The organism is Armatimonadia bacterium (assembly GCA_039679385.1).
Classification (GTDB): Bacteria; Armatimonadota; Zipacnadia; order Zipacnadales; family JABUFB01; genus JAJFTQ01.
The window spans coordinates 88,363-109,020 of record JBDKVB010000067.1; the positions used below are offsets into that span (position 1 = coordinate 88,363).

Genomic DNA, 20,658 nt, shown 5'->3' on the forward strand with positions numbered 1-20,658 from the left:
CAGCCCTGGAAACCGAAGCCATGACCGCGACCTACTTCGCCCCTCTTCTGTACGTGCTCCTCAGCGCCGCCGCGCTGCTTCTCGGCCGGGCGGTGCTGTGCCTGCTCCGCCTGGACATGGCGGATGCCCCGCGGCGCGCCCTGTTCCAGTTGGCCCTTGGCTACCTGATCGTGGCCTACGTCGTCGCCGCGATCGGGCTAGCCGGGAAGCTCTCCGTGGTGAACGTCATCGGGCTTCTTGTGGCAGGCGCCATCGTTGGGTTGCCCTTCGGACGGCGCCTCACACGCGACCTTGGCCAGGCTCTGCGGCGGCTCTGGGTAGCGCTGTCCGGGCGCTCGGGAGCAGCGCCCCTCGTCGGCCTGGCCGCCACAGTGGGACTGGTGTTCAGCGCCGCCATCTACGGGAGCGGCCTGGCGTCAGCCGCCGCTCTCCTCGTGGCCGGGATCTGTCTTCTGGCCCTGGCAGCGCTCATCGTGCACCGTCCCGGGGCCGGGCTGGCCTGGTTGCTGCTGGCGTGGTGCCTGGTCACCTTCCTGGCTGCCCTCGCGCCACCCACAGACAGCGACTGGGACGGCCTGGCCGAGCACCTTGCCCAGGCCAAGGTCTACGCCACCGAGGGCCGCTACGAGCCCCTGTGGTATGACCACCACTCGCAGTTCCCGGCGCTGGTGCAGATGCTGTTCACGGTGGGGATGCTGCTCCAGGGCCCTGCGCTGGCCAAGCTCTTTCACTGGGGCTTTGCGATGCTCAGCCTGGGTGCGGTCTACGTGATCGGCGACCGCTTCTGCCGGCGAGGCAGCGGCAAGTGGTCCGCTATGGTGCTGGCCACAACGCCCATCATGGGCTGGCTCGCGCAGGTAGGCTACGTGGACCTAGGCACGACGGCCTACGGACTGCTGGCGGTCCTCGCCTTCCTGGACTGGCGGCAGACCGGCGGACGACGCAAGGCTGCCCTGAGCGGCGTCATGTGTGGCGCGATGATGGCGACGAAGATGCAGGGGATCCCCTTGTTCGGGCTGCTGGTCTTCGCGGCGCTACTGATCTGGCGGCGTCGCAGGGCTGCGCGTCCCTGGGCCCTCTCGACTGTGGTCGCTCTCGGGCTTACCGGGGCGGTCATCGCCTCCCCGTGGTACCTCAAGACCTGGTACCTGACGGGCAATCCCGTCTACCCCTTCGCCTATGGGGTCTTCGGCGGCAAGGACTGGGGACCCCAGGAGGCGGCCAGCTACGACTACGACCAGAAGCAGTTCGGAGTTGACCACCTTCCGCCGCCCGAGGAGTACTGGAAGCTACCCAGGCTGAAGAGGCTGTTCACCGGACCGCGCTCGCCCAAGAACCTGCTCCTGGCGCCCGTGAACCTCACAGTGAACCCCGTCCCCTTTGCGGCGCAGTGGCGGAATGGTCCGGCAGCTTTGGTGCCGACGCTGCTGATGAGCTGGGTCGGCCCGGCGTACCTGATCGGGCTTGTGGCCCTTGTGGTGATCTGGCTCGCGAGACGGCGCGGACACCCAAGCGAAGCGCCGGGGCGTCCGTTCTCCCCGGTGCCGACAGCAGTCGCCCTACTTCTGTGGCTGTTCCTGCCCCTCTGGCTCTGGTGGCTGATGTCAATGCAACTCGACCGGTACTTGCTCCCATCGCTGGCGATCCTGGCGCCGGTGGTCGGCTGGGTCTGCTGCCAGGGTGAGGGAACGTGGTTGCGAGGGCTCCCGGCACTGTGGGCTGCCGTCGCACTGGGGCTGGTCACCTGCGTTGCCGTGCCTTGCTTGCTGTATACGTCGGGGATGGTCGACCGGGAGCAGTACCTGTCCTCGCTGTGCGAGGTCTATGAGCCGAGTGTCCAGCTCAACCACCTGGTGCCGGCCGGCGGCAAGGTGATCCTCTACGGTGAGCCGCGTGGTTTCTACCTGGACTGCGCGTACATGTGGGGCGACCCGGGGCACCACCGGCTCATCCCCTACGAGTGTCTCACCACGCCCCAGGCACTCGTAACCCACCTGCGGGGCATGGGCTTCACTCACGCGCTCCTCAACCAGATGCAGGCCGGATCGCTGTCCCCCGGTACCCCACCACCTGTGGGGCTACTCGCCAAAGCAGCCCAGGAGGGCCTTATCCGGGTCATCGCACGGCGGCACCAGTACGTGATCTTGGACCTTGCACCCTGACGAGGCGGTCGTCTCCGGCCACGCCACGCAGCAGGAAGCCCGGCGCCTCCTGAGGAGACGCCGGGCCTTTGCCTACCGTTACCGGCGATTCGCCATGGACGGAGGTGCTACAGCGACATGCTCTTGGCGCAGATCCCGGCCAGTGCGTTCAGATCGCCGACCAGGGCCTTGATGTCACCCTCGGCGCCGCAGCAGTGGAGGATGATGACGCCGAAGTTGGCGCAGTTATCCTTGGAGGTATCGTGGAGCCCCAGACGCGCCCCTATGATGCAACCGTACTTGGTGAGCACCTCCTGCACCTTAGCCGCGTTCTCCACACGGCCGTCCAGCTTGAAGGCGACAATCGATCCGCAGGACTCATTCATCGTTGACCCTCCTTATGGTCTGTCTGTCGACATGCGCAACCTGATATTCGCCGATCGCACGCGGAATCCTGCCACCGCAGCGAGGGCCGGGGCAGCCGAAGCTACCCCTGGTACTTCTCCTTGCCAAGTATCGCGGCCGGAAGCCACACTCGATGAAGGATGGTTAGCCCCGAGCCATACCACCTGTGGTCGTCGAGGCGCTCCACACCCGCGACGCACTCCCCTGAGTACTGGATCACGCGCCCTCGCTCGTACCGGAGAGCAGGAGACAGAGGCACATAGGGCGTGGACACGTATCTGACCGCCTCGTATCCGGACACGGTCCGCAGATCGCAGGCCATGAACTCCGCGACCTCGGCTGAGATTCTCTGCGGCAAGCCGACGCAGAAGTGATCGCCATGCTCGCCGGCCCAGATCGTGAAACACCGGTCGCGCAGTCTCTTGCGCGGCGACTCCGACAACGTCCTCAGCGACCTGAGGACTGCCGTGAGGACCGGACGCATCGGGAAGAGAGGGCACTCCCTCTCAAGGGCGTCCAGAGAGTATTGCCAGCAAACCAGGTCCTGCTCTTCTGCAATGAAGTCTGTGTGCCCTAGCCAGTTCTCGCTGCGGTCAACCATCCTCCGGTTCCCCCCGTTTGACGCGTCTGCTGGCAGATGCGGGCCTCCCTGAGGGCCGCCGCTCGACTTCCGTGACGCAGGGCTACTGCCCCAGCTCCGGCACATCGCGTATGATATGCGGCGTCACGAAAAGCCTCGGGTGAGAGTAGGTGCGGGAGTCGCGCCCACTGAGCAATCCCCCGAAGCGCGTACTGTACTCCTGGCGACTGCGCTCGAAGCCGCCAATCTGGATTGTCTGGCCATCGGGCACGGTGACGACGGTCTGCGTGGAGACCGTGTCTGTGATCGGCAGGGACACTCCGTTGGGCGCAATCAGCGTGCCGGCGGCCTCGATGAAGGTCGGGCGCAGGACCATGGTGACGCTGTCGTCGCCGTTGATCCGCGGCTGCACGAAGAGCTCGCTACCGATGAAGACGGCATCGGTCTCGTAGGTCACCGACCGGTTGCCGTAGTAGTCATAGCTGACCTGCGTGTTGGTGTAGGGCAGCATCCGGCCCACACTCAGCACAGCAGGGATGTTGTTGGTTGTCGTCACGCTGGCCGCAGTCAGGGTCTGGCCCTGGCTCGTCTCACGGTTCCAGCCACCGACGACCCTCGTGTTCCCCCGACGGTATGCGCCCTGCAAACCACTGGCCGGGGCAGCCCCGACCCGGGCGATGAGCAGGTTCCCCACCTGGGTGGCGAAGTCGACACCCCACTCATCGGTCACGCTGGTGGGGCTGTCCAGCAAGGTGGCCTCGATGCTCACCATCCGCGGCTTCACATCGAGCATCGCCAGAACCTCGCGGAGTTGGTCGATGCCGGCCGCAGTTCCACTCACCAGCAGGGCGTTCTGCGCCTCGATTGCGACGATGCTGTCGACGCCTCGCGGTCGTAAGGCCGCGAGGTTGCCCTGATTGCTGATCTGCTCGCGTGGAGCGACTGCCAGGGTCGAGGCGTAGTACCAGTTCGGGCTGACGCCATCCAGATTCCTGGGGAGGGCCCGCGCTACACGTGCCCCAAAGCCGTCGACCCAGCGCTGACGACAGGCATGTAGCTCCTCAGCCGGTGGCGGCTGCTCGTTGTTGAGCAGGGCCGCCGTCAGGGAGGCATCAGCCCAGCGTAGCGTGATCAGCGTCGGGTTGTTCTGGGCCAGTGCGGGGAGCGACGCGACGACCACCACACAGGCAAGGGCAAAAGCACGCATCACGGTCTCCGCCTCTCACCCCGGCTCGCAGACACAGAGCCGGGCAACTACCCTCCGTAGTGCGGTATGACACCACCACTGCCCCAAGGTTCCCGGGAGCTACCCTCGCGCCGGCAGTCAGAGACCGGCGCGAGTGCCGGTCCTACTTCCCCTTGCCGTGGCGAGCTTCAAGCGCGTCGGCATGGTGCGCCCGTCCCGTGGCGCGAAGGCGCTCGCTGTAGCGCTCGAGTTGCCCGCGAGTGTGCAACGGGCCTCCCTCCGAGATGACCTGGAACAGGGGGTCGATGCCGCTCTTCGACGTGAGCATCATCTGGCCCTGCCACTCCGCCAGACGCGCCAGGCCCTGGCTCACGACCTCAGGTCGCTCGGCGGCGAGGTTCCTCGTCTCGTGCGGGTCCTCCAGGGCGTTGAAGAGCATGATCGGCGGGAAGTTCTTCAGGCCGTCGTGGTAGGTGTTGATGAGGCACCAGTTGTCCCAGAGGACGGTGCGCTGACAGCTCCAGGCAGCTTGCTCGACCACAAGGTAATCGCGACCGGTCTCCTGGTTGGCGCGGAAGGCCGAGGCGAAGCTGCTAACATCCCAGCAGGCCGGGACCTCTCCCCCAAGGACCTCGACCATCGTTGCAGCCCAGTCGCCCTGATAGTGGAAGCCGGTATCGACGCGCGGCTGCGTGATGCCCGGCCAGCGAACAAGCAGGGGGACACGCGAGGTGATCAGGTCTGCGGTCTGATGGTCACCGTAGACGTTCAGCTCGCCCTGGTTCTCGCCATGATCCGAGCTAACCATGATGACCAGATCGTCGAGCACTCCAGCCTCCTCCAGGGCGTCCAGCAGCATGCCAAGGTGGCTGTCCATGTAGCGGATGCCGCAGTCGTAGCCGTCGATCCACCTCTTCCAGGCCTCCATGCTGTCAATCCGGCACACGTGTCGCGGCCACTTGTTCGGCGAATCGTCGAAGTGGGTCACCTCGTGGGCGGAGTGAGGCCCGTAGCTGTCCCAGTTCGCCTGGCGAATCTCCTCGGTGTGCCACTCCGGAGCCGGCGAATCGGCGAAGGGGTTGCCGAAACCCTCGGGCGCCCGGTAGGGAGTATGTGCATCCCAGTAGTTCACGTGCAGGAACCAGTCATCGCGCTGCGCGGCGTTGTTGCGGATCCAGTTGAGGGCATAGGGCGTGACTTCCTCGGCACTCTCCAGCCCACCCTTGCCGGGATTGAAGATCTCGCGGTAGCCGACCGTGGTCTGGAAGGCACTGTGTCGCTCCGAGAAGGAGCTCACCCAGACCGGGTACATCCCCTGGCGACGCAGGCAGGGAATCCAGCCCGTGCGATCGAGGCGCTGGCGGAAGGCCCGGGAGGGTCCCTCGGCCACCGGGTCGGCATTGATGCCGCCGTGGTTGATGACGTTGTTGTGGATCCCGAACTGGCCGGTAAACAGCGCGCTTCGTGAGGGCAGGCAGGGCGCATTGGGCACGTAGCAGCGGTCGAAGCGCACTCCCTCCGACGCGATGCGGTCCAGATTGGGTGATGTGTCCCGATGATATCCGTAACATCCCAAGTGGTCAGGACGCAGAGTGTCCAGGTCCAGGTACAGGATGCGCATGCTCTCACCTCATAGTCAGGATGCGGTGCACCCAGGTGCTTGTACTTGGCAAGATCGCGGCTAGCCTATGCAGGAAGCCTCGTCAGCGTCCGAAGACGTCGCGGATCGCCTCGAGGTAGCCCATGCCGAAGTGCGTGTCAGGCTCCAGGTAACTACCTTCCGTCCACTCATTCCAGGCATTGATGTTCAATATCCGTGGCGCCGGTCTGCCCGTCAGCCGGTCCTTCACCTTCTGCAGAGCCGTCCGGAAGGCCTCCGGAGTGTTGCCCTCCAGCGACGGCGTGAAGGGGTACCCCACCAACTCAAAGGCATCAGACTGCACGGTACGTGGGCTCGAATCCCACCCCATCGTGACATTGGGGTAGTAGGGCAGCGCGCACTCGGCCTCAGCCTGGAGCCAGTAGGCGAGGTAACCATCGCACACCCGCGTATAAGGTGTGAGCGGGAACTGGTCCATGCCCACGTGGTGAATCCACACGTAGGAGGTGAAGCTGTCGAAACCGAGCTCCTGGATCAGCTCAAGGCCGTTCACAGGGGTCTGCTCGCCTGGGAGAACCGGCCTCCCCCACACCACGGCATTCAGGTGCAAGTCCGGGAAGCCCGCTGCTTTCGTCATGGCGCGGAAGTCCGCCAGCGCCTCCCGCGTCTGAGCCACTCCGCCGAAGCTTGCCAGAAGCTTGCTCAGCTCGTAGATTGAGAAGTAGGGTGCGCCCTGGACCGTGAAGTGCGCGGGATGGCTGAAGTACCGGTCGATGACGTGCCGGCAGATGGTCTCGAAGGTCTGCCGGGTGACCGTTCCCGGGTACAGCAGTCGCCGCGGATCGCGCAGTTTCGCCGGATGGATGTCCAGCCAGTCGTGGTTGGCCCACATGCAACAGAACTTCACGCGCTCGTTGTTGGCCGCCCGCAGGTACCCTTCCTCGAGGCAGCGGTTCAGGTACGGGCCGTCGTCATACCAGTACCAGTCGAAGATCCAGTAGTCGAGGCCGTGGTCGGCGGCGGCATCGATCTTGGCCTCCATGACGCGGGGATCAGCCTCGTCGCCATATCCCCACAGCGGCGAGCGCGGTTGGCGATGGCCCTCAAAGCGCGGTCGAGCAGTCTTGACCAGCTCCCATTCGGTCCAGCCGTGGCCATGGACCTGCTCGTTGCGTGGATCGACGTGGTAGTTCGGGAAGTAGTAGGCGCCAACCTGATAGTCGCCGGGCATCGCAAAGTCCTCTTTCGTTGCGGGTCGCCGCAAGAGGGAAGGCTGCGGCGGCAAAGGCCAGACCTTCCTTCCCCAAAACAGCCTGGGGCACCTCTCTAGCTTCTGGACATCGTGGCCACTTTGCAGGAGTTGGGCGCAGGACGCGTCACCTTCTGCATCGAACTACCCGCATGTTCACACCCTATGCCGCGGCTGGAGGGAAGGTAATGCTTCGGCCTCTTGTCGCTGCCGTTGCCCTGGTCCTTGCCACAGGTTGCCTGGCCGCCTCCGACTTCGTGATCGTCGGGAACGGGTTTCCCGACGCCCTGATCCTGCTTCCACCTGGAACGCCGACTTGCCTTCAGTACGCTGCCCGCGATCTGATCCAGGACTGCTACGAGGCGACTGGCCGGCGCCTGCGTGTTGTCTCCTCGGTCTCCGGTGAGGCGCGAGCGGTGATCTGCCCCCTGGTGGTCGATCAGAGTGACCTCCTGACCCGACTGGAGCGCAAGGGGCTGCTCACGTGTGCCCCACTGCGCGGCAAGTGGGAGACCTACCTGCTGCAGCCTCTCCCCCATCCCTTGCCAGGAACTGGCTCGATGCTTGTCGTTGCCGGGAGTGATCCCCGCGGCGCCATGTATGGACTGTACGAGCTCTCTGAACGAGCCTTCGCCACCGACCCCATGAAGCTCTGGACCGGGCATCGCCCGACTCCTCGCAGCCGAGCCGTATTCACAGGGACACTGCTGGAGGGCCCGCCGACCTTCAAGTACCGGGGCTTCTTCATCAACGACGAAGACTTCCTCCGCGGCTGGCTCAAGACCAACACGGACTACCGCGTCCTCGAACACGCCGCGTACGAGCAGATCCTTGAGACGATCTGCCGCTGCAAGGGGAACCTGCTCGCACCGGCGATGCAGGCCGACTACATGTCAGCGGAGACGCGGAAGCTGGTGAGCGACAGGGGTCTCGTCTACACGGCCTCCCACCTGGAGACGCTGCTGAGCAACCCGCAGAACTACTGGCGGCGCTACTGTGCCGAGCACTGGGGCGGCTACGTGGACTACTCCTACGGCACTCAGCGTGCCCGGATGGAGCAGTTCTGGCGCGACTCGGTGCGGTACCATCGACCTTACGAGAGCATCTGGCCGCTGGCCCTGCGTGGACTGGGTGACACTCCCTTCTGGACTAACGACCCCTTCGCGCCAAAGGACTCAGCGGCTCGGGCAGAGCTGACTTCCCGCGCCGTGACCGACCAACTGCAACTGCTCAAGAGCGAACTCGGACCGGAGGCAAAGCCCCTGACCTCCTGGACGATGTATAACGAGGTTCTCGACCTCTACCGGACGGGCAAGCTCAAGGTCCCTGACGAGGTCATGCTGATCTGGCCGGATGACAACCACGGGCACCTGCGAAGCCTCCCCGGGCCTCAGGAGCGCCAGCGTTCCGGGGGCAACGGCGTGTACTACCACCTGACCTTCTGCGACAACCAGTGGGTGCAGTGGATTCCGCTCGAGATGATCCGCGACGAGTTCAAGGCCGTGGTGGACTCCGGCGCGACCGACTACGTGCTGCACAACGTGGGCGACCTGCGGGAGGTACCCCTGAGCGTTGCTGCGGCAATGGACCTGGCCTGGGATGCCACACCGTGGCTTGCTGATCGCCAGACGCCGGGGCGTTACCTGCGCCAGTGGACGGCCTACCACTTCGGGGGCGACGCAGCCCGACAGGCAGCGCACCTGTACCGGCGCTTCTACGAGCTCGAGCGGCAGGCCTTCTCGCAGCCGACGCTCACCCGCGCCTGGCAGCAACTAGACGCACTCGTGCAGCTCGCGGAGGCGACCGGCGTACCTGCGGCGTTGGGAGGCTTCGGGCCGGGCAGCGCGTCCTCGGGCTCGTCGGCTCTCTACGCACGTCTCGAGCAGCTACGACCGCGCTGGGACGCGCTGTACAGGCGGGCCCTGGCTCTTGGGGACCAGGTGAGCGATGACGGTCGGCAGTTCTACCACGACGACCTGCTGCTGCAAGTCCAGACTTCGCGACTTGTCAATGCCTGCTCGCTTGCCCTCAGGGACGCCCAGCAGGCTCTCAGCGAGGGTTCCCCGACACGAAGCGCTGCGCTTCTTGAGAGGGCCGCGGGATGCATGGACACGATCGCTCGTGAACGCGAGGAGGCGCGTCACGGCAAGTGGCAGACCTGGTATGCCCACGAGTTCGCCAGCGATTGGGGCCTGCGTCCAGCCTGGCGTGCACAGCGGCTGCGGCAGATCGCGGAGCTTGTTCGGAACGCCGCCCAGACGGCCGCCGGGGCACAGGTCCTGCGACTGAACCCGAGTGTCTTCGATGTGATGGGCCCGGTGGGAACGCACTGCGACTGCACGGCGACCCTCGCGACAGCTCCCGGCGCCCAGGACAGCGCCGTCCTGTACGTGATGGCCTACGACACCGACTCGCCGGAGGAGGCGGCGGTGACCGTCAACGGCGTGCAGCACCCACTTGGCGAGACAGGGGACTCGAAGACACAACTGATGGCCCTGACGATTCCCTCCTCGGAGCTGCGGGCGGGCGAGAACGTGTTCTCCTTCGTGTTCAGGGACAGCCTGGGTGGCTCCACGCGAGGTTTCTCAGTCTATGGCGCGGCGCTGGCACTCCAACCGGTCGCAACCGTTCTGGAGGTCGAGGCCGAGCGTCCGACGCGGCTGATCAGCCCAATGGTCCTTGAGAAGCGGGAGGATGCCTCCGGCGGAGCCTGCCTGCTGATTCCCCAGGGGGTCGGTGGTGAAGGTGGCGAAGGTGGTCCAGGCGCGGCCGAGTACAGATTCGAGGTCGAGAGGGCAGGCGGATACTTGGTCTGGGTGCGTGCGTGGTGGGAGGATGGTGCGGCGAACTCCTTCCTCGCGAGCATCGACGGGGAAGGTAAGTGGACTCTGGGCAACACCAACGATTTCAAACATTGGGTCTGGGTGGCCTCGGGACCCAGGAGGCTGACGGCCGGACGGCACCTGCTCCGGCTGAGCAACCGTGAGGATGGTGCACGGGCAGACCGCGTGGTGATCACAACCTCACGAACGCCGCCGGCGCCCTGAGGCTGGAGTTGAGCCGGGCTGACCGAACCAGAACTGACCGGGCGGGACCCCGTAACCCTTGCTGGTCGGGTGTCCCGCCCGAACTGTGACTGCTCGTGGCCGGGCCTTTCAGCGCCCGGTCAGGAAGGTGCTACTCCGGCTTTGCGTTCGGGTCCGTCGTGACGAAGAGGCGGTCGATCGCAGCCCCATCCTCGCGACAGGTGAGCTCGAAGTACACATCACCCGCGGGGAGCTTGACGCTCATCGGGGGCTTCTGGCCCTCCCAGGCCATCGGCACCCACTCCCACTGCGTGTGGGTATTGAGCGGCCAGTACTCGATGCCCGTGAGGTCTCCCGCGTCGCGCTGGTAGGCACGGAAGAAGAAGGAGTCATCGTCGGGAGTCGGAGACAGCACGCGACCCCACACGTAGTACTTGCCTTCGACCGGGGTCTGGAACCGCCACGTCACAGAGCCCACACCCACAGGGCCGATCTCGCCCGGCTTGCCGGGCGTCCACACGAACTTGCCTCCCGAAGATAGGGGATCCTCAGCGACGACGAACTTGGGATCCACAAAGCCGGCCTCGGCCTCGACATAGGCGCCACCAGTCTGCGGAATCACCGTGGCAGGCAGCGTGGGGAGCGGAGGCAGTGGCGGCCGGACGGGGTCCATGATCTCGCCACCGATGTCCTTGCCGTCGAGAGCCAGGATCGACTTCGTGGGCTTTGGATCGCAAACCGTCGCTCGTGCCCAGGGGGCTTCGGAGGCTACGGCAACCGGTCCGTCGACGCCCTGCACCCGGAAGGAGGCCTTCCCTGCATCGGCCTGCACCTCCGCTGAGGCCGAAGCGAACTGCTTGCGCCAGGTGTCGAAGGCCGCGTCGTCCTGCAGGCCACTGCCGATGCGGACCCACAGGGCCACTGCCGGAGTCTGTGCGGGTAGCGGAACCTGTTCGCCCGAGTAGTGCGTGACCGTCAGGCGGGCACACCCGTAGCCGTTCCCATCGTACACGAGGTTCGTCGGTGCGTCAGCGCCCTGCACGCCTCGCGCCCACAGCACACGGATGCCCATTGCGGTCGTGCCCCTGCGCATGACTACCGCCGTCCCGGTCGGCACGGGGTAGCTCACGGCGTCCTTGCCGTCGAGGGCGACCTTCTGATCGCCGATCCAGAATCCGTCGGACTTGCGTGGCATGACGAAGTGGGAGGCCAGAACCTTGGTCGCGGCCGGAATATCCTTGTCCCTGTAGATCGCCATTCCCACGGCGTCTACGGTGCGCTGGTTGCCGGTCCAGAAGGGCTGCAGGTGGAAGGTCTTCTTGTGAACGTCACCGGCAGCGATCACGGTCTTGCCGTAGGGGTCTTCGCGTCCGTCGGGGATGAAGTAGCAGCGCGGATCGTTACGGTCGCCGGCGACATCGACGGTCAGCGGCATGTCCATCCAGCCGCCGTAGGGTGATCCCAGGACGCTGAGGCTGATATCCGACATCATGTACTGAATCCGGAAGTTGTCGCGCGACGGTCCCCAGGTCTGCTCAACCAACCGCGGGAAGCGCGTCTGATTCAGCACGCGGAGCGCGTCCGGCGGCTGCCAGTAGCCGTAGCCCTTGTACAAAGTCTGGTTCGGCCGCGGGGCAACCCAACCGGCGCCCAGGATGCGGTTCTCAAGGCCGCCGAGACCGCGCGCGTAGTCGTAGGTGCGGCTCTGTGCTCCGCCGAGTTTGTTCGCGGCGGGGAACCAGTTGCAGGCCACGTCGGTCCACAGAAGGGTCAGCATGGCACGCGCTTGCTCGCGCTCAGTGTCACGCTTGCAGAAGGCCTCCAGGATCGACAGGTCCAGGAGGTCGACCTCATAGTAGGTGGGGCTGCAGAACTCGTGGGTGCCATAGCGGCAGGTGTAAGCCACTGCCGCCTTCAGGCGTACGTAGCCTTCCTCGGCCACCTTCGGCAGGTCCAGGTTCTCGCCCAGCAGGATCAGGTTGCAGGCGTTCATGAAGACGATGTTGGTGTAGTTGACCGCGACGTTGTGCCGCAGCGATCCCTCGATCGCATAGTCCAGAGTCTCGCGGAACACCTTCATTGCAGGCTGGGGGACCCAGTCACGGTGCTTGATCCAGATCAGGACGGCGGTCTGCATGCAGAAGTCGACGGAATTGTAGTCACCCACGAACCCGTCGGACCAGTTCCACCAGAAGTTGCCGTAGCTGCGGCTGTCGGGGTCACGGTCCTGCATCTTGGCACCGACTTCGAACAGCGTCTGCAGCCGCTCGGGATGCACCCGGGCTTCGCAGTAGTTGAGGGCTGCGGAGTACAGGTCCCGCGAGGTGATCGGCGGCGGAACGGCGATGGCGCGGGTATAGATGCGATCAGCCCAGGCGACCGCTCCGGCGAGACCAGGATCCATCGTCTGCTCCTGACAGAGGGCGCTGGTGCAGAACGACAGGAGGATGGCCAGTGCTGCAAGGGTCAGTGCGGCGGGTCTCGACATGTTGCTCTCCCTTCGTGTCATACCACGGTCCGTCGTACCGCAGGAGCCGTGAATCCCCGCGGCGAAGTGGGGCATGTCGAGTGGGATTCGGCAGCGCCATCGGGAACACAGCCCCAACTCGAGAGGTTGTCCTCTCTGTACGCAGTCGTGTCCCTGCGGCATACCCCTATCTGCTATTCGTCCTGCGTCGGCCAGGACCTTCGTCATGTGTCCGAGCGGAGGACCGACGGGAAAGGAAGAGGCTATGGCCTCTGAACCTCTGCCGCACCTAACGGAACTCGTTCCCAGGGAGACCCTGGAGCGTCAGCTCCAATTGTTCGAGGCCTTGACGGGCATACCCATGGTGATGGTCGACGCCACCGGCGTGCCGATTACCGCGCTCACTGATCCCCTGCGCTTCTGCGGAACGCTCGTGAGGGACCCGGAGGGCCGCACGGTCTGTCTCCGACGCAAGAAGTGGGACGTCGCGGAGGAGCAACTCGAAAGGGAGCTCCTCGGTCAGCATGGGGGCGAGAAGCCTGTCGCCCACCGTTGTCTTGGAGGGTTTCGCGACACGGCGGTGCCCATCCTCGTGGAGGGACAGGTGGTTGGCTATGCGGTGTTTGCACGCTCGCTGACCGACCCGCCGGATCTGCAGGCCTTCCGCGGAATGGCCGCTGCAGCCGGGATGGACCCCGAGATCGGCGAGCAGGTGGCCCGCAAGGCCCTCGTGATGCCTTCGGAACGTATCCGCGACGTGGCCGAGTACGTTGCCCTCATAAGTGGCCTCGTCGCCGCTGCAGCTCACACAGAGCTGAAGGCACGCAAGGTTCTCGAGTTGGAGGGACTGCGCGACGACCTGACGCACATGATCGTCCACGACCTGCGCACTCCGCTCACCTCGGTCATCGGCGGCCTGCAGACTATCCTCGACACCGAGTTCGATGAGGACATCACCCACGAGTTTGTGCCCCTGGCCCTGTCCTCCTCCAACACGCTGCTGGAGATGGTCAACATGCTGCTGGACATCAGCAAGTTTGAGGGCGGCGAGATGACCCTCAACCGCGTGCCCGTGGACTTCGGCGAGGTTGCCCAGGTGGCGCTGGAGCAGGTGGAGGGCCTTGCCCGAACGAGGAACCAGGAACTCCTCTCGGACCTCGACCCTAACTGCGGCGAGGTGTCGGCTGACCGGGAGTTGCTCCGTCGCGTGGCGGTGAACCTCCTGGGCAACGCGATCAAGTTCACCCAGGACGGCGGCACGATCCGGCTTGGCTCGCAGTGTGACCAGGGAGGTTTGACCTTCTCCGTCGCCGACAACGGACCCGGGATCCCCCCTGAGTTCCACCAGCGCATCTTCGAGAAGTTCGGTCAGGTCGAGTCGCGCAAGGCCGGGCGCAAGAACTCCACGGGCCTCGGCCTCACCTTCTGCAAGATGGTAGCCGAAGCCCATGGGGGTCGCGTCTGGCTTGAGAGCGAGGTCGGCAAGGGGACCACGTTCTTCGTCTGGATCCCACGGGCCGGGAGCGCCTCTGGTTAGCGGCGCTCCCAGCTCTGCCGAGTCAACTCAAGACCCTTTGCTCTGTTACTCCGCGGTGGCGAGGATCCCCACCTGCGGGGTCACGGTCTCAGTGAGTGGCTGATCCATCGTCACGCCAGGCCCCTGTAGCTTGAGGTGCCCGCCGAGTCCTCCCTGCGTGTTGAAGGTCACTTCCCAGGTCTTGTCGCCGCTCTTGAGGCACACACCGACCCGGTCGCCGTCACGCACCAACTCCGTCGCGTCCATCTGCGCGAGGCCCTGATCGCCGACCTGGATCACATGGAGGAACACGTCCTCCTGTCGCGCGGCTCCCGGACTGACCTCCATCCGCCACTGCCCCATCATCGCCAGTTGCTCCGGCTTCAGCTTCCCCTTCTCGATGTCCCAGTTGCGTCCGGCCGACCAGAACTCCTTGCCCGGTCCTCCGACCGGAGTGAGTACCGCGTCCTCGGGCAGCAGAGTCCGGCAGAACATGCGCCCCTGGAGGTGGTCGGCGTGCCATGTCTTGCCGTCCACTACCGGCTCGTAGGCGGTGTGAAGCAGCCAGTCCTTGCGGTAGCTCGGGTCGGTGGCGTTGACGCGGTCGAAGATCACGAAGTGGTTCGGCATCAGGAACACAAGCTGGCGGGTGACCAGGCTGACCTTCTCGCCGAGGTCCGGTTGTCCCGTGCGCTTGACGATACCGTGCTGGTAACTGGGGGTCGCATCCCCGGCGACATAGACGAAGCGGTCGTTCGTCTCGAAAGCCTTGACCGCCGAGCCTAGCTGGTGGTACTGGCCGCCGTCATTGACCTGCACCGCCGGACCCGTTCCCCAGTAGTTCGCCGGTGGCTCGCCGGGCTGATGCACCAGGACGCAGTTGTGGGCCACGGTCTGCGCGAAGTAGCACTTGAGGTGCTGGCCGTTGATCTCCTCGTCGTACCGGGTCCCACTGTCGAGGGCCAGGTGACCACCGTGGTAGATCACGAAGTTGAGCGCATCGAAGTGGCGGTGCTGGTCGAGGATGCCGCCACAGGTGAAGAGACAGTAGGTGTCCTCGGGGCCCGTGCCCGAGCGCATGTAGAGCTGCCCCAGGGTCTCGAAGTTGCGGGCCTGCGGGAGTCGCTCGGGATGGAAGGGCTCCGGCGAGCTCTCCAGGTTCGTCAGCAGGAAGGGGTAGATGAACCAGGTGTTGGCGTAGTTCTTGTTCGGCACGATCTCCTGCAGGTAGCGGCCCAGCGCCGACGCCTCCGGAGCCACCTTACCATACAGATGCCGCACGTTGGCCATGTGCGTGTAGACCTGACCAATCGGCAGGAGGTTGTCGGTGTGGGGCGTGTCCCCGTAGCCGAACTCCAGTGGAGCCTTCCCTGTCTCGATCCAGGTCCATAGGATGTAGTTGGCGAGCCACGCGCTGTGAGGCCAGTTCGGCGCGATGTTCTCGCCCGTCGTGCTGAGCCAGGTGTAGAAGAAGTTCTGCTCCGACCAGGGGTAAGCGGCGAAAGCATAGCCCACGGTCGGCGAGGCCGATCCGCCGTCATCGCCGCAGGACTTTGCCCGGTGAGCCAGCATCTTCATGTTCTCGTTGTAGCCCTTCACCAGCCACTGCTTGACCAGCTGCTCCTCGATGCCCGCTCCGAGCGCCGCACAGCCGACGTACCACTGGCAGTTCGTTACGCCGTAGTAGCCGGTGTTGTAGCCGCTCTGGTTCTCGCGGTAGATGGCCGGTCGGGTGGTGTAGACCTTGTTGAGCACCTGCACCATCCGGGTCATCATCTCCCGCCGCTCGGCCTCCGGCAGCTCCTTGTAGAGCCAGTCCCAGGCCAAGACCCAGTGCACGCGCGAGGTCGAGTACCAGTTCACGGTCTTGCGTTCCTCATAGCACTTCTCGTAGAAGGCCAGGCTGAGCTGCATGGCCCACTTCGCCAGGTCCAGGTACTGCTTGTCATCGGTGACCCGGTAGACGAAGGCCGCCTGCGCTGCCTCCGGGCCGAGATCCCTGGGGTCTTGCGCGGGCGTCTTGACCTTCTGCTGGAGCAGGTTGTCGGTCCGCTTCTTGACGTAGTCATACCAGGGCTTCTCAGCCCCGAGCGCCCGGGCCTTGACGGTCGGCCAAGTATCGCTGTTGAAGAACAGGCGCGGATGGTCGGTGCGGATCTTGCTCGCCCAGTCGGGCAGCTCCTGTGCGCTGCACACGACGCTCAGCGTCAGCACAAGACAGACCGACAGGCACACCCAGGACAGCTCCTGCATCGTCAACTCCTCCTTACTCGTGCGGCTATCAAGGCTCGCGGGGCCGACCCCGAAGGCACTTCCCGGCTCGTGCTCTCGTCGTCCCCAGGACGGGACTGCCCACACACTAAGCAGGTCTGTTCGCCGGCGATGATGAACCCACCTACCCGACGAGCTCATCACGGGCAGCCAAGAGGCTGCCGCCCCCGGCAGGAGACCCCCATGATTCTGATAGCCAGCATGGCTGAACCGGATGGGTACCGCAGCTCAGGTGGCGGTTGGAGCTGCAAGACGCGCTTCGAGGAGATCACCGGACACCCGGCCCTCCTGATGCACTACAGTAAGGTGAACCCGGAGTTCGTCGAGCGCTACGGGTTCAAGGCGATGTTCATCACCGGCTTCGGCTACGGGTGGGGCAAGGTGCCGCCCGAGGCCACCTACGGGATCAGCGACGTGCTGCACAACTGCTCGCTCCCGGTTCTGGGCGCCTGTGGCGGTCACCAGCTCATCGGCTGGCTCTTCAACCACAACGTCCGCAAGCTCAAGTCCTTCTGCGATGAGCCCATCCGTAAGCTGCGTCCCGGCGAAGCCGACTACAACCCCGGCTACCATCCGGGCTACTACACGGAGACGGGAATGCAGACCGTGCAGATACTCCAGCGCGACCCGATCTTCGCGGGCCTGCGGAAGAAGCTGGTGGTCACAGAGGCGCACTACTGCGAAGTCAAGCGAGTGCCACCGGGCTTCGTACACCTGGCGCGCAACGAGAACTGCGAGATCCAGTGCATCCGACACGCGGAACGGCCCCTGTATGGCGCGCAGTTCCATGCCGAGAACTGGACCGACTGCTATGCCGACGGCAAGACCTTCATCACGAACTTCTTCCGCATCGCCGGGCTCCTGGACTGACCGGCTGCGGAAGGTCACCAGACCCTTGGGGCGGAATATGCTTTCAGTCTGACGAGACCAGTACGACGAGAACCTAGTCTGAGAGGTGACGGACATGATCAGGCCCATGGAGATCGGCGTCTTCGTCCATTCGACCGGAATCGAAGACCCCTTTGAGTCCATCAAGACCATCGGGGAGTGGGGGTTCCGCTGCACCCATCTTGGCGTTGTCGCGCCCGACTTCCACACCGCTGAGAACGTAGACAAGATCAAGTCCGCCGTCGCCGAGTACGGCGTCGAGCCCGTCGGCTGGTTCGTCGGCTTCCCCGGCGAGAGCTATGCGAGCATGGCAGACGTGGGCCGGACCGTGGGCTTCGCCTTCCCCGAGAAGCTTGCGGAGCGTATGGATATCATGCGCATGTCCATCGACTTCGCCAGCAAGTGCAAAGTCCCCGGCGTGCTGGTGCACATGGGCTTCCTGCCCAACGACGAGAACAGCCCGATCTACGCCCAGATGATGGGTGCCATGGAAGAGTGCGCGGACCTGTGCCTGAAGAACAAGATGTACCTGGGGCTCGAGACCGGACAGGAGCAGGCCGACCACCTGGCCCACTTCCTGACCAAGCTCGGCCGCTGGAACGTCTTCGTGAACTTCGACCCGGCCAACCTCATTCTCTACGGTAAGGACAAGCCGGTCGAGGCCTTCCGTAAGATCGGCAATCACGTCATCTCCTGCCATGCCAAGGACGGCGTGTGGCCGACGCAAGAGGGGCAACTGGGCAACGAGGTGCCGGTCGGACAGGGCCAGGTCACCTTCCCCGATTTCGTCCAGGCACTCAAAGACATGCGCTTCAAGGGCCCGATCGTCATCGAGCGCGAAGCCGGCGATACGCGGAAGCAGGACATATTTGCAGCCCGCGAACTGCTCGAGAAGCTCATCTACGGGTAGCCCTCGCGACCTCTAGACGCAGACAGCCTTCCATGCCCGGCCGCCGGTTGTCCCTCGGTGGCCGGGCTTTCTGTGTCTGGTCCGTCGCCAACAGGCGCACATCAAGGGTGCTGTGGGTTTTGGGACAGAGGCGCAAGAGGTCAGTCTCAAGGGCCTGAGGAGAGGGCGGTCTGGGGAGGTACTCGCAGGCACGAAAAGAGGCGTCCCAGAGCGGACGCGTGATTCCACGCTCTGGGACGCCTAATCGCACCAGTTTGGTGCTGTAGCTGCCCTACTCTTCGCGGGCCTTGAGCCGCTTGACGGCTGCCTTGGCAGCCTGGAGCCGCTTCGCATCGAGGCCGAGCTTCATGGTCCGCTCGAACTGGCCGATGGCGAGAGCGGTGTCCTGCTTCGAAGCGAGGATCCAGGAGGCCGTCCAGTTGGCGTCGACGCTCTGGGGCCGTGCCGCGAGGACCTGGCTCACGAGCTTGAGCGCTTCGTCGAGGTTGCCGCTTGCCTTGGCTGCCTGCGCCTTGGCCAGCGTGCCCTTAACCTCGTCGTCCGTCATCTTCGGGGCCTGCTCCTGCGGAGCAGGAGCTGCTGCCGCGGTTGCACCCGGAGCCGGAGCAGCGGCGCCACCAGGTCCAGCGGGAGCACCGGCCGGAGCACCGGGGCCACCAGGAGCACCAGACGGGGCGCCTGCTTCTGCGCCACCGGGGGCACCAGACGGCGCTCCTGCCTCTGGGCCACCAGGAGCGCCGGACGGGGCGCCTGCTTCTGCGCCACCAGGACCCGCGGGAGCACCGGCTTCGGCCGGAGCGCCGGCCTCAGTCGGAGCGCCGGCCTCAGGGCCACCGGCTGCGTTCTCCCCCTCGCCACCCTTCTTGCCACATCCCGCGAGCGCGGAGCAGACGACAATGAGTGCCAACAACGAAATCACGACTAGGATCTTGCGAGAGCTCACAAGTGACCCTCCCTGTGGTCAGTGCAGTCCTGTGATGGATACTGCGTTGTGCCCGTGTGGAGACCAGCTAACGCCCACGGACCGGCGTTGCGCGCATTTCCGCATCGCAACCACTTCACCTTCCCCACCCTCACGGCTCCAGATCAATCCCCAACCCCTCGGCCATCAACTCGGCAACGTGTGACACAGGCTTGCTCGGCCCGAACTTGCGCGACCCATAGCGCAACTGGAGCACGCAGGAAGGGCACGCCGACGCTACACCTTCAGCGCCCGTGTCTGCCACTCGCCCCATTTTGCGCTGCAGAATCTGCAAGGAAAGCTCTGGATGCGCCAGGTTGTAGGACCCCGCACCACCACAGCACCAGTCGGCTTCGGTAAGCTCGCAGACCTCCAGCCCGGCCACGTCGCGCAGCAGTTTCCGCGGTTGTTCCCGGATTTCCTGCCCGCGTCCAAGATGGCAAGGGTCGTGGTAGGTCACAGTTCCACGCGTCTTCCCTGCCGACGGCAAAGATAGCTCCGGCAGCAACTCCATGAGGTCCTTCACGCGACCCGCAAGCTCCTGAGCCTGCGCGGCGCACTCCTCGCCCTCCAGCAACTGCGGCCACTTCTTCAGAAAGGCGCTGCAGCTTCCACATTCCGTGACCACGAGGTCGCAGGACAGGTCGCCGAGGATCTTGAGGTTGCGCCGTGCCAGGTTTCGGGCGGCCTCGAGATCACCGTAGGAATAGGGCGGCAAGCCGCAGCACACGTTCGGCGCGACTACCACCTCGCACCCCGCGTGCCACAGCAGCTTCAGCGCCGCCTCGCCCTGGCGCGGGAGCTGGTAGTTCGTCCCGCAGCCAAGGAAGACCAGGACCTTCGGAGCGCCCTCAGGGGCCTCGGTACGTCGTGGCCAGACCCAGACGCCGACACCGCTGTCGGTCTGTCGCTGGAATCCCATCCCGGGAAGCCGATCGCGCAGGAAGCGCCGGGGCATGGTCTCAACCAGCCCGTTAGCGCCCTCCAGAGTCGCGTGGATCCAGCGCAGAAGCCCCAGCCGGTGCGCGATCTCACCCAGGCCTGAGCGCTTGCCCAAAGACAGCATCCGCATGAGCGCTGTCAGCCGACGCGGGTACCCCAGGAGTTCGTCGAAGATGAGCTTTTGCGCTACCGGGCGTCCCTTCGCCTCGACCAGGGCCTGCCGCGCTCGAACCATGATCTCGTTGGTCTGGACCTTGCCGAAGCAGGCCTGGGTGCACGCTCCGCACAGCAAACACTCTGAGATGGGCGTCAGCCGGTCGCCCTCCGCCGGGACACCGTCACCCAGAGTGCGCACCAGCTCGTTGCGCCCACGGGCCACACTGCGCTCGCTGCGAGTGACGCGGTACGTGGGGCATGTCGCCATGCAGTACCCGCACCGGTTGCAGCGCAGTAGTTCGGTCTCCACGAAGCGTTGTTCGCTGGCTCCCATATTCCTCAAGGACGCCGGTGCAGGCA

At 65.0% G+C, this 20,658-nt stretch carries 15 protein-coding genes; 5 read left to right on the forward strand and 10 right to left on the reverse strand.

The genetic code is table 11. From position 1 onward, the window contains the following. Positions 1 to 20 precede the first annotated feature (20 nt). Positions 21 to 2,162, forward strand: a complete 2,142-nt coding sequence (locus ABFE16_06875; GenBank protein ID MEN6345014.1) for a hypothetical protein — start codon at positions 21 to 23, stop codon at positions 2,160 to 2,162. Between the two features lie 107 nt (positions 2,163 to 2,269). Here the strand turns inward: ABFE16_06875 and ABFE16_06880 are convergent, their stop codons facing one another. The 5 genes from ABFE16_06880 to ABFE16_06900 form a co-directional block, all read right to left on the reverse strand. After that, positions 2,270 to 2,527 carry a hypothetical protein gene (locus ABFE16_06880; GenBank protein ID MEN6345015.1) on the reverse strand — a complete coding sequence of 86 codons (258 nt, stop codon included), beginning with the start codon at positions 2,525 to 2,527 and terminating at the stop codon, positions 2,270 to 2,272. 101 nt (positions 2,528 to 2,628) lie between these two features. Continuing rightward, complete coding sequence (locus tag ABFE16_06885) at positions 2,629 to 3,147, reverse strand: hypothetical protein (protein ID MEN6345016.1); 519 nt, start codon at positions 3,145 to 3,147, stop codon at positions 2,629 to 2,631. 82 nt (positions 3,148 to 3,229) lie between these two features. Next, entirely contained in the window at positions 3,230 to 4,333 is a 1,104-nt protein-coding gene (locus ABFE16_06890; protein MEN6345017.1) for a secretin N-terminal domain-containing protein, read from the reverse strand. 142 nt (positions 4,334 to 4,475) lie between these two features. Next, positions 4,476 to 5,933 carry a sulfatase gene (locus ABFE16_06895; protein MEN6345018.1) on the reverse strand — a complete coding sequence of 486 codons (1,458 nt, stop codon included), beginning with the start codon at positions 5,931 to 5,933 and terminating at the stop codon, positions 4,476 to 4,478. Positions 5,934 to 6,015: 82 nt separating this feature from the next. Next, a complete protein-coding gene (locus ABFE16_06900; GenBank protein MEN6345019.1) occupies positions 6,016 to 7,143 on the reverse strand; it encodes a glycoside hydrolase family 99-like domain-containing protein in 1,128 nt (375 codons plus the stop codon). 206 nt (positions 7,144 to 7,349) lie between these two features. On the opposite strand from ABFE16_06900, the gene ABFE16_06905 reads away from it, so the two are divergent. Further along, positions 7,350 to 10,208 carry a glycosyl hydrolase 115 family protein gene (locus ABFE16_06905; GenBank protein MEN6345020.1) on the forward strand — a complete coding sequence of 953 codons (2,859 nt, stop codon included), beginning with the start codon at positions 7,350 to 7,352 and terminating at the stop codon, positions 10,206 to 10,208. Between the two features lie 130 nt (positions 10,209 to 10,338). On the opposite strand, the gene ABFE16_06910 is transcribed toward ABFE16_06905, so the two are convergent. After that, positions 10,339 to 12,675, reverse strand: a complete 2,337-nt coding sequence (locus ABFE16_06910; GenBank protein MEN6345021.1) for a hypothetical protein — start codon at positions 12,673 to 12,675, stop codon at positions 10,339 to 10,341. 244 nt (positions 12,676 to 12,919) lie between these two features. Here ABFE16_06910 and ABFE16_06915 point away from each other — a divergent pair, with 244 nt between their 5' ends. Next, positions 12,920 to 14,191: an ATP-binding protein gene (locus ABFE16_06915; GenBank protein MEN6345022.1), complete on the forward strand. Its 1,272-nt coding sequence runs from the start codon at positions 12,920 to 12,922 to the stop codon at positions 14,189 to 14,191. Positions 14,192 to 14,236: 45 nt separating this feature from the next. Here the strand turns inward: ABFE16_06915 and ABFE16_06920 are convergent, their stop codons facing one another. Then, entirely contained in the window at positions 14,237 to 16,423 is a 2,187-nt protein-coding gene (locus ABFE16_06920; protein MEN6345023.1) for a heparinase II/III family protein, read from the reverse strand. A 201-nt stretch (positions 16,424 to 16,624) separates the two neighbouring features. Here ABFE16_06920 and ABFE16_06925 point away from each other — a divergent pair, with 201 nt between their 5' ends. Further along, the gene (locus ABFE16_06925; protein MEN6345024.1) at positions 16,625 to 17,311 is read left to right on the forward strand and encodes a hypothetical protein; all 687 of its coding nucleotides are present in this window, start codon (positions 16,625 to 16,627) and stop codon (positions 17,309 to 17,311) included. A gap of 94 nt (positions 17,312 to 17,405) precedes the next feature. Continuing rightward, a complete protein-coding gene (locus tag ABFE16_06930; protein MEN6345025.1) occupies positions 17,406 to 18,239 on the forward strand; it encodes a sugar phosphate isomerase/epimerase family protein in 834 nt (277 codons plus the stop codon). Between the two features lie 271 nt (positions 18,240 to 18,510). Here the strand turns inward: ABFE16_06930 and ABFE16_06935 are convergent, their stop codons facing one another. The 3 genes from ABFE16_06935 to ABFE16_06945 form a co-directional block, all read right to left on the reverse strand. Further along, positions 18,511 to 18,786, reverse strand: a complete 276-nt coding sequence (locus ABFE16_06935; GenBank protein ID MEN6345026.1) for a hypothetical protein — start codon at positions 18,784 to 18,786, stop codon at positions 18,511 to 18,513. Next, the gene (locus tag ABFE16_06940) at positions 18,783 to 19,073 is read right to left on the reverse strand and encodes a hypothetical protein (protein ID MEN6345027.1); all 291 of its coding nucleotides are present in this window, start codon (positions 19,071 to 19,073) and stop codon (positions 18,783 to 18,785) included. The genes ABFE16_06935 and ABFE16_06940 overlap by 4 nt, the downstream gene beginning before the upstream one ends. A 239-nt stretch (positions 19,074 to 19,312) precedes the next feature. Continuing rightward, positions 19,313 to 20,632 carry a (Fe-S)-binding protein gene (locus ABFE16_06945; protein MEN6345028.1) on the reverse strand — a complete coding sequence of 440 codons (1,320 nt, stop codon included), beginning with the start codon at positions 20,630 to 20,632 and terminating at the stop codon, positions 19,313 to 19,315. Positions 20,633 to 20,658: the final 26 nt, after the last annotated feature.